Annotated in this window: 8 protein-coding genes; all 8 read left to right on the top strand. The window is 48.5% G+C overall.

The genetic code is table 11. From position 1 onward, the window contains the following. Positions 1 to 152 precede the first annotated feature (152 nt). Positions 153 to 545: a hypothetical protein gene (locus D5S03_RS05870; protein ID WP_144311483.1), complete on the top strand. Its 393-nt coding sequence runs from the start codon at positions 153 to 155 to the stop codon at positions 543 to 545. 75 nt (positions 546 to 620) lie between these two features. Next, on the top strand, positions 621 to 962 hold the full coding sequence (locus D5S03_RS05865) for a calcium-binding protein (RefSeq protein ID WP_161598646.1): 342 nt from the start codon (positions 621 to 623) through the stop codon (positions 960 to 962). Positions 963 to 1,023: 61 nt separating this feature from the next. Beyond that, the gene (locus D5S03_RS05860) at positions 1,024 to 1,194 is read left to right on the top strand and encodes a hypothetical protein (RefSeq protein WP_287042996.1); all 171 of its coding nucleotides are present in this window, start codon (positions 1,024 to 1,026) and stop codon (positions 1,192 to 1,194) included. 65 nt (positions 1,195 to 1,259) lie between these two features. Beyond that, positions 1,260 to 1,391 (top strand): hypothetical protein, encoded by a 132-nt coding sequence (locus D5S03_RS05855; RefSeq protein ID WP_287042994.1) that lies wholly within the window; start codon positions 1,260 to 1,262, stop codon positions 1,389 to 1,391. Positions 1,392 to 1,651: 260 nt separating this feature from the next. Next, positions 1,652 to 1,954 (top strand): nucleotidyltransferase family protein, encoded by a 303-nt coding sequence (locus tag D5S03_RS05850; protein WP_008869704.1) that lies wholly within the window; start codon positions 1,652 to 1,654, stop codon positions 1,952 to 1,954. Continuing rightward, complete coding sequence (locus tag D5S03_RS05845; RefSeq protein ID WP_008869703.1) at positions 1,944 to 2,282, top strand: HepT-like ribonuclease domain-containing protein; 339 nt, start codon at positions 1,944 to 1,946, stop codon at positions 2,280 to 2,282. The genes D5S03_RS05850 and D5S03_RS05845 overlap by 11 nt, the downstream gene beginning before the upstream one ends. A gap of 347 nt (positions 2,283 to 2,629) precedes the next feature. Continuing rightward, positions 2,630 to 3,898, top strand: coding sequence for an ATP-binding protein (locus D5S03_RS05840; protein WP_353745148.1), 1,269 nt, complete (start codon positions 2,630 to 2,632; stop codon positions 3,896 to 3,898). A 225-nt stretch (positions 3,899 to 4,123) separates the two neighbouring features. Then, a partial coding sequence (locus D5S03_RS05835) for a phospholipase D family protein (protein WP_287042990.1) occupies positions 4,124 to 5,855 on the top strand: 1,732 nt, incomplete at its 3' end.

The raw sequence follows: 5,855 nt of genomic DNA, 5'->3' as shown, positions 1-5,855 counted from the left end.
TGGCCCTGCGGGAGAAGCAGATTCAGCAGAACTACCGGCCTATTATCGGGGTGCACTGGTAGGAAACGGAAAACACACATGGAATTATCCACCGGAGAGGCAAAAAGGAAAACAAAATTAAAGTTGCTCAAAAAATTATGAGAAAATCTATCATGAAAGCAGGAGATTCTGTTGTAGTTAAATCCGGTACCAAAGATCCTGACCTGGAGATTGATATTGGAGGCTGGCAAGGCAGGATTGTAGAGATTGATAAGAATCAAAAAACGTTTTTGATAGAATGGGACAGCCACACACTTAAACATATGCCAAGTGAAGTTATTGAACAATGTGAAGCAATGAACTGGGATTGGGAAAGGATGTATCTATATCAAGAGGATATAGATCCGGCTGATCCAAGAGACAATAATGAAGATCGTGAAAACATATCATCTCATCTTAACAATAAATATTCTTGGGCTGGTTTGGGAGAAGAGGGAAAACGCATCCTGAATGTTCTGGAAAAAGCAAAAAGCGGGGATGATATTGATGCGTTTGTATCTGTTTAGCGCTTTGCATGTGGCATGGGGACTGGCTCTTCCGGGACCCACTTGTCCCAAAAAATGAGATGTTTTAAGCACAAAATGATGCTCAAGTGGGTCCTGGAGTGCCTGTCCCCTGCTTTCCTTAAAAGCGCTAAACAGATACATGCGTTTGATGCCTGGGAAAGACATCTAGAAGAAGTTTTAAAGCTGCCGTTTGAAGCAGTAGTATCGGAATTTCAGGAAAAAGGACTGTTGCAGCAGGTTGACAAGGTAAAAGTTCATGGCTTTGAAGGCTGGGACAATCTATACGGGATTATAGTTTCGATCCGTGCCGGGAGACGAAAATACGCAGTTCCATTATGTGACCTGGAAGTCATTGACCGAACATCTTCAAACTATCAACCAGTAAAAGATTATGCTGTCTGGTTTGCTAATCGCTGAAATATATGGAGTTATGCAAAATCAATTTGTGCTATGTATTGAGAACAAGGATTGTGATGATTTGGAAAAGCGCAAGGTGTATCAGGTCATCCCTGACGAATCAGCAAGTCTTGATGGTTACTTGAGGGTTATTGACGAATCAGGTGATGACTATCTCTACCCTGAGTCCTTTTTTGTCTTTGTTCAGCTGCCTCAACAAGGGGCAGAGGTCTTTCAGGTTTCAGGCCAGTAAAGATACGTCAGCAAAAAGTCAGTTTTATCACGCTGACCACGCTAAGACGCGTGGCAGGGTGAGATATGGATATTGATCAAGTACTTGATGACTGTAAGAGGATTTTAAAAGAGCATTATGAACACGGCGGCTTTGGAGAGGGGTCCTGGGCGGTGTCCAGGCTCCCCGGGGAAGTGCTGGATGTTTTGCAGGTGTAGGCCGGATGTGCTATAAAATCAGAGGCTAAGGAGGGGAGTTTATGCCGTGCCCGCTATCCTATACCGAAGAGCAGTCCCGGTTGAATGTTGCCATGCACCGGGCAAAAATAAATTTCTTCCTTTGCGATCTTTGCTTGTCACGCCTTGGCCTGATTAAATGCGTAAGCACCTCGAAGAGGATTTAACTGGGCGACTTTGCGTGAGGAAAAATGGGTTGCGGGCATAGCCCGCTTTAGCAAGGCAATCACAGAGGTGAGCATATGTTTGAACTGAAAAATCATGTTTCTGCCTCCCAGATAAAGGATTTCTGTCACAGGCACCACATCAGGAAAATGTCTGTTTTCGGCTCAGCACTGCATGGTGAGCTGAAGCCCGGCAGCGATATAGATATCCTGGTGGAATTTCACAAGGAGCATGTACCAGGCCTCCTGGACCTGGCCGGTATGGAAATGGAACTTTCAGAGATGACCGGACTGAAGGTGGATCTCAGGACCCCTGCAGAACTCAGCCGTTATTTCCGTGAAGATGTCATGCAGAAGGCCAGGGTGGAATATGCAGCCTGAAGACAGGATTCGCCTGAAACATATTATTGAGGAGGCAAAAGAAGCCTGCTTATATGTTCAGGGTTTGTCATTTGAAGATTTTTTGCATGACGGTAAAACAGTCAGGGCAGTGATCCGTTCAATTGAAATTATCGGAGAGGCTGCATCAAAAATTTCCATGGAGCTTCGCGAGGATTATCCGGACATCCCATGGAAAAAAATAATAGGCATGCGCAACCGTTTGGTTCATGTCTATTTTGACATCGACCATGAAGTGATCTGGAGAACGGTTCAGGTAAACCTGCCTCCTTTGATCAGCAAGCTTGAGCAAGTGATAAATTCAGAATGACCGTTCTTGAATCAGCACGCCCAGGGACAAGAGACGGTTGTCCTGGACCTGCTGGGGGTCTGGGCGGCTGAAATTCCTGACCAAGCCTTGAAAAAAGAAGCTCAGGGGATTATCTTTGGGTCGAGATGATTTCCAGCCAATCTTTTCAACCGGAAAAGACCGTGAAGACTAAAGCACAGATAATGGAGTTAAAGGACACACCTCAATGCCGGTGTTCATCTTCATGTCAGCTGGACATGCAGGGATGAAAAATATCTGGGCTTATAGTTTCAGGTTTCAATCAGACGGCCTGTTTCTTTCAATCAGACGCCCAATTTGCTTGCAATTAGACGATTGTCCGTTTACAAATGGCAAGCATGAGGCCCGATAATCTTTACCCTCGATATATTATGCCGCGTGTCCTGGAGTCTTTGACTGATACGCCGGTTGTTCTGATTCATGGTCCGCGCCAATGCGGCAAAACAACATTGGCCAGACTGGTGGGTGATGCGCGGGGGTTCACGTATTTGAGCTTTGACGATGACGTGCAACGCTCTGCGGCGCAGTTCGATCCGGTAGGGTATGTCGCTGATCTGCCCGAGCAGGTAATCCTGGACGAAGTGCAGCGGGTGCCGGAATTGTTCACCTCTTTGAAAGCGGTGGTGGACGAGCGGCGAAAGCCAGGGCGGTTCATTCTGACCGGGTCGGCACATGTACTTATGGTTCCCCGGCTGGCTGATTCCTTGGCCGGGCGCATGGCCATTCTGCGACTGCACCCGCTTTCCCGGGCTGAGATGGCCGGTAAGCCGGCTGCTTTCCTGAATGCATTGTTTGGGAGGGGGTTCAGGATTGGTGTATTTGGCAGACGTCAGGGCAGGGTTTTGGTCGAACATATTACTGCCGGTGGATACCCTGCCGCGTTATCCCGGACAACAGCCCGCAGAAGAACAGCCTGGTACCGGGACTACATAGACACCCTTGTGCAGCGGGATGTGCTTGATCTGACCCGCATCAGCAGGCTGGACGTTATGCCGCGCCTGCTGGAGATGGCTGCCGGCCAGACGGCGAGACTGATAAACGTATCTGATATGGCATCTCCGTTTCAGGTAAGCCGGCCGACAATTCGGGAGTATCTGACCCTTTTGTCCAGGATTTTTCTGCTGGAGGAACTCCCGCCCTGGCACAGCAACCGCCTGAGTCGTCTGATAAAGACGCCCAAGCTGCATTTGGGAGATACCGGCCTGGCATGTGCTCTGCTTGGTCTGGATGCCGGGTCTCTATGGCAGGATCGCGCCTTGTTCGGACAGCTCCTGGAAACTTTTATCCTTCAGGAACTGCGCCGACAAGCCGGCTGGCAGGAAGATGATATTTCTTTCAGCCATTTCCGCGATAAGGATAATAATGAAGTAGATATGGTTCTGGAGTCCGGAGGTAAACTGGCAGGGATTGAGGTTAAGGCGGGCTCTACAGTTACGTCTTCCGACTTTAATGGTTTGCAAAAGCTCCAGAGAGCAGCAGAGAAAAGTTTCACAGCTGGAGTGGTGCTTTATGACGGCGATTCCGTGGTTCCTTTTGGAAAGGATCTGTATGCAGTACCCATATCCTGCCTCTGGGGTGGTTCTGGTTTCGTCCATTAATACATCCTGCTTTGACTTTGCACGAGGCTCTTCCGGTTTAAGGGTACTTTTTTCGTAAAGAAAAAAACCTCACGTCCGGCCTGAAGCAGGCCTTGAGTCACCCCGGTGAAACACCCTGGAAGAGGATCCGGTTTCACTCTTGGACGAGCCTGGTCGTTTGAATTTTCCCGGGAGGTTGTATACGATCCTCCAGCAACGTGTAACCCAGAGACCCATTATCTGACCATGACCAAAAAACAAGCCCGGCCCGGCCAGTTGCCCCGACAGGGTGCCCAGCCGCAGACTTTGTATCTGCAAAAGCCCAAGGATTTTGAAGGCTTGATTTCCGGGTACAAGGAAATCAGGGCCGTCTCCTATGTGGCTTCACCTACCCTGATGCTGTCCATATTTGAAAAATTCCAATTCGAGTACATGCAGCTTCTGGTGGGGGAGAACATCTCGGTCAAACATTACAAGAAGGACCTGGAGAACAAGCAGATCAGCCTGATCCAAAAACTTATGCACCTGGTAAAAGAGCAGAAGCTGACAGTCTTTTTTCCCAGGGGCAAGACCATACACTCCAAGTTTTACATCCTGAAAAACGAGGACATGTACAGGGTGATAGTAGGCAGCGCCAATTTCAGCGAGCCGGCTGCCAAAGCCACAAAACAGCACAACTATGTGGTATACTGGGATTTAAAGAGCCCAGATCCACTATTGGAAAAGTTTGTCCAGGACTACAAGGAGCACCTGAAAAATTCCAGGCTGTTTCTGGATGATCTGATCAAACTGGCGGAAAACAGAGATGAAGATGAGGAAAAGGTCATCAGGACCTGGCTTTCCCAGGATGTGGGGGAAGTAAAGGACCTGGCGGAATCTGAAACCTCACGTGTATTTACAGATCTGACCCGGCAGGCATTGAGCACTGTTGATAATAATGAACACTCCGAAAACCCGGATACCGGGGAACCGGACGAGGAACAGCCGGCCAGCGGGGAGATCAGAGTGATAATCCCTTCAGATGTAAAGACCCAGGAAGGCATCGAGAAAAAACTGCAGCCTTTGAAGCCAAGTATTGTCAAGTCCGAGCTCAGGTTAAGCGCCAGGGATTTTTCGGATTACGTCAAAAGAAGCTGCGGGGTTCCCCTTATGGGTACGCACAGATCCAGCCGGCAGGTTTTCCTGCACATGGGGGACTACCGGGGTGTCTTGTCCAGGCCGGTACACAGCAGGGAGGAAGTCCGGCAGGGTCTGGAATATATTGAGGAGTATGTGGAATCATACGGTTTTGGGGAATCCATAGACCATAAAAGAATTCAGGCCAATGTGTTCGAGGCGCTTTTGTATGTGCTCTCAGCTCCGTTTGCTCATGAGTTCAAGAAACTGAAGAAACAGGTGGACATGTATTCCAGGGGTCCCAGCTACCTGTATCTGTACGGGCCCTCATTCAACGGCAAGACCAATTTCCTGCGCTTTTGCCTGAAATTGATGACCGGCAGGCATCTGGAGCCCATTGCCCAGGAATATTTCAACAAGACCAGGATCATGAGCGCCAAGATGTTCGGCACGGTTTTTCCGCTCATGTTTGATGATGTAAATATCGGCTCAGGCTCAAACATTGAAACAGTGCTCAAGAATTACTGGGAGGTATGGTGGAACCCGGGACATCCTGTGCCCCAGATAATCATGACCACAAACCGGTTTAATCCCCCGGAATGGGCCAATACCAGGATCAAGAGGATCAATTTTGATGTCAAGTTCGATCAGAAAAATATCCAGGCCAGCGAAACCCTGAACCGGATATTGAACACGGATTGTGATTTCTTCAAGCTTTTTGCCCACAGCTACCTGGAAAAACTGGATCAGCCCATAGATAATATCAAAGAAGATCTCCTGGTGGATGAGTTGAGCCTGAGCAGAAAAATCTTTGCCGATTTTTACCGGTTTGCTGAAAGGTCTGTTCCGGATTACTTTCCGC

Origin of the sequence: Desulfonatronospira sp. MSAO_Bac3, from assembly GCF_003838035.1 — a bacterium.
Lineage (GTDB): Bacteria > Desulfobacterota > Desulfovibrionia > Desulfovibrionales > Desulfonatronovibrionaceae > Desulfonatronospira > Desulfonatronospira thiodismutans.
This window is presented reverse-complemented; position numbering and strand designations above follow the sequence as displayed.

Bases quoted from the DNA above. Each gene is read 5' to 3' on its own strand.
- D5S03_RS05840 (WP_353745148.1), top strand. From the start codon at position 2,630: ATGGCAAGCATGAGGCCCGATAATCTTTACCCTCGATATATTATGCCG.
- D5S03_RS05870 (WP_144311483.1), top strand. From the start codon at position 153: ATGAAAGCAGGAGATTCTGTTGTAGTTAAATCCGGTACCAAAGATCCT.
- D5S03_RS05855 (WP_287042994.1), top strand. From the start codon at position 1,260: ATGGATATTGATCAAGTACTTGATGACTGTAAGAGGATTTTAAAAGAG.
- D5S03_RS05845 (WP_008869703.1), top strand. From the start codon at position 1,944: ATGCAGCCTGAAGACAGGATTCGCCTGAAACATATTATTGAGGAGGCA.
- D5S03_RS05850 (WP_008869704.1), top strand. From the start codon at position 1,652: ATGTTTGAACTGAAAAATCATGTTTCTGCCTCCCAGATAAAGGATTTC.
- D5S03_RS05865 (WP_161598646.1), top strand. From the start codon at position 621: ATGATGCTCAAGTGGGTCCTGGAGTGCCTGTCCCCTGCTTTCCTTAAA.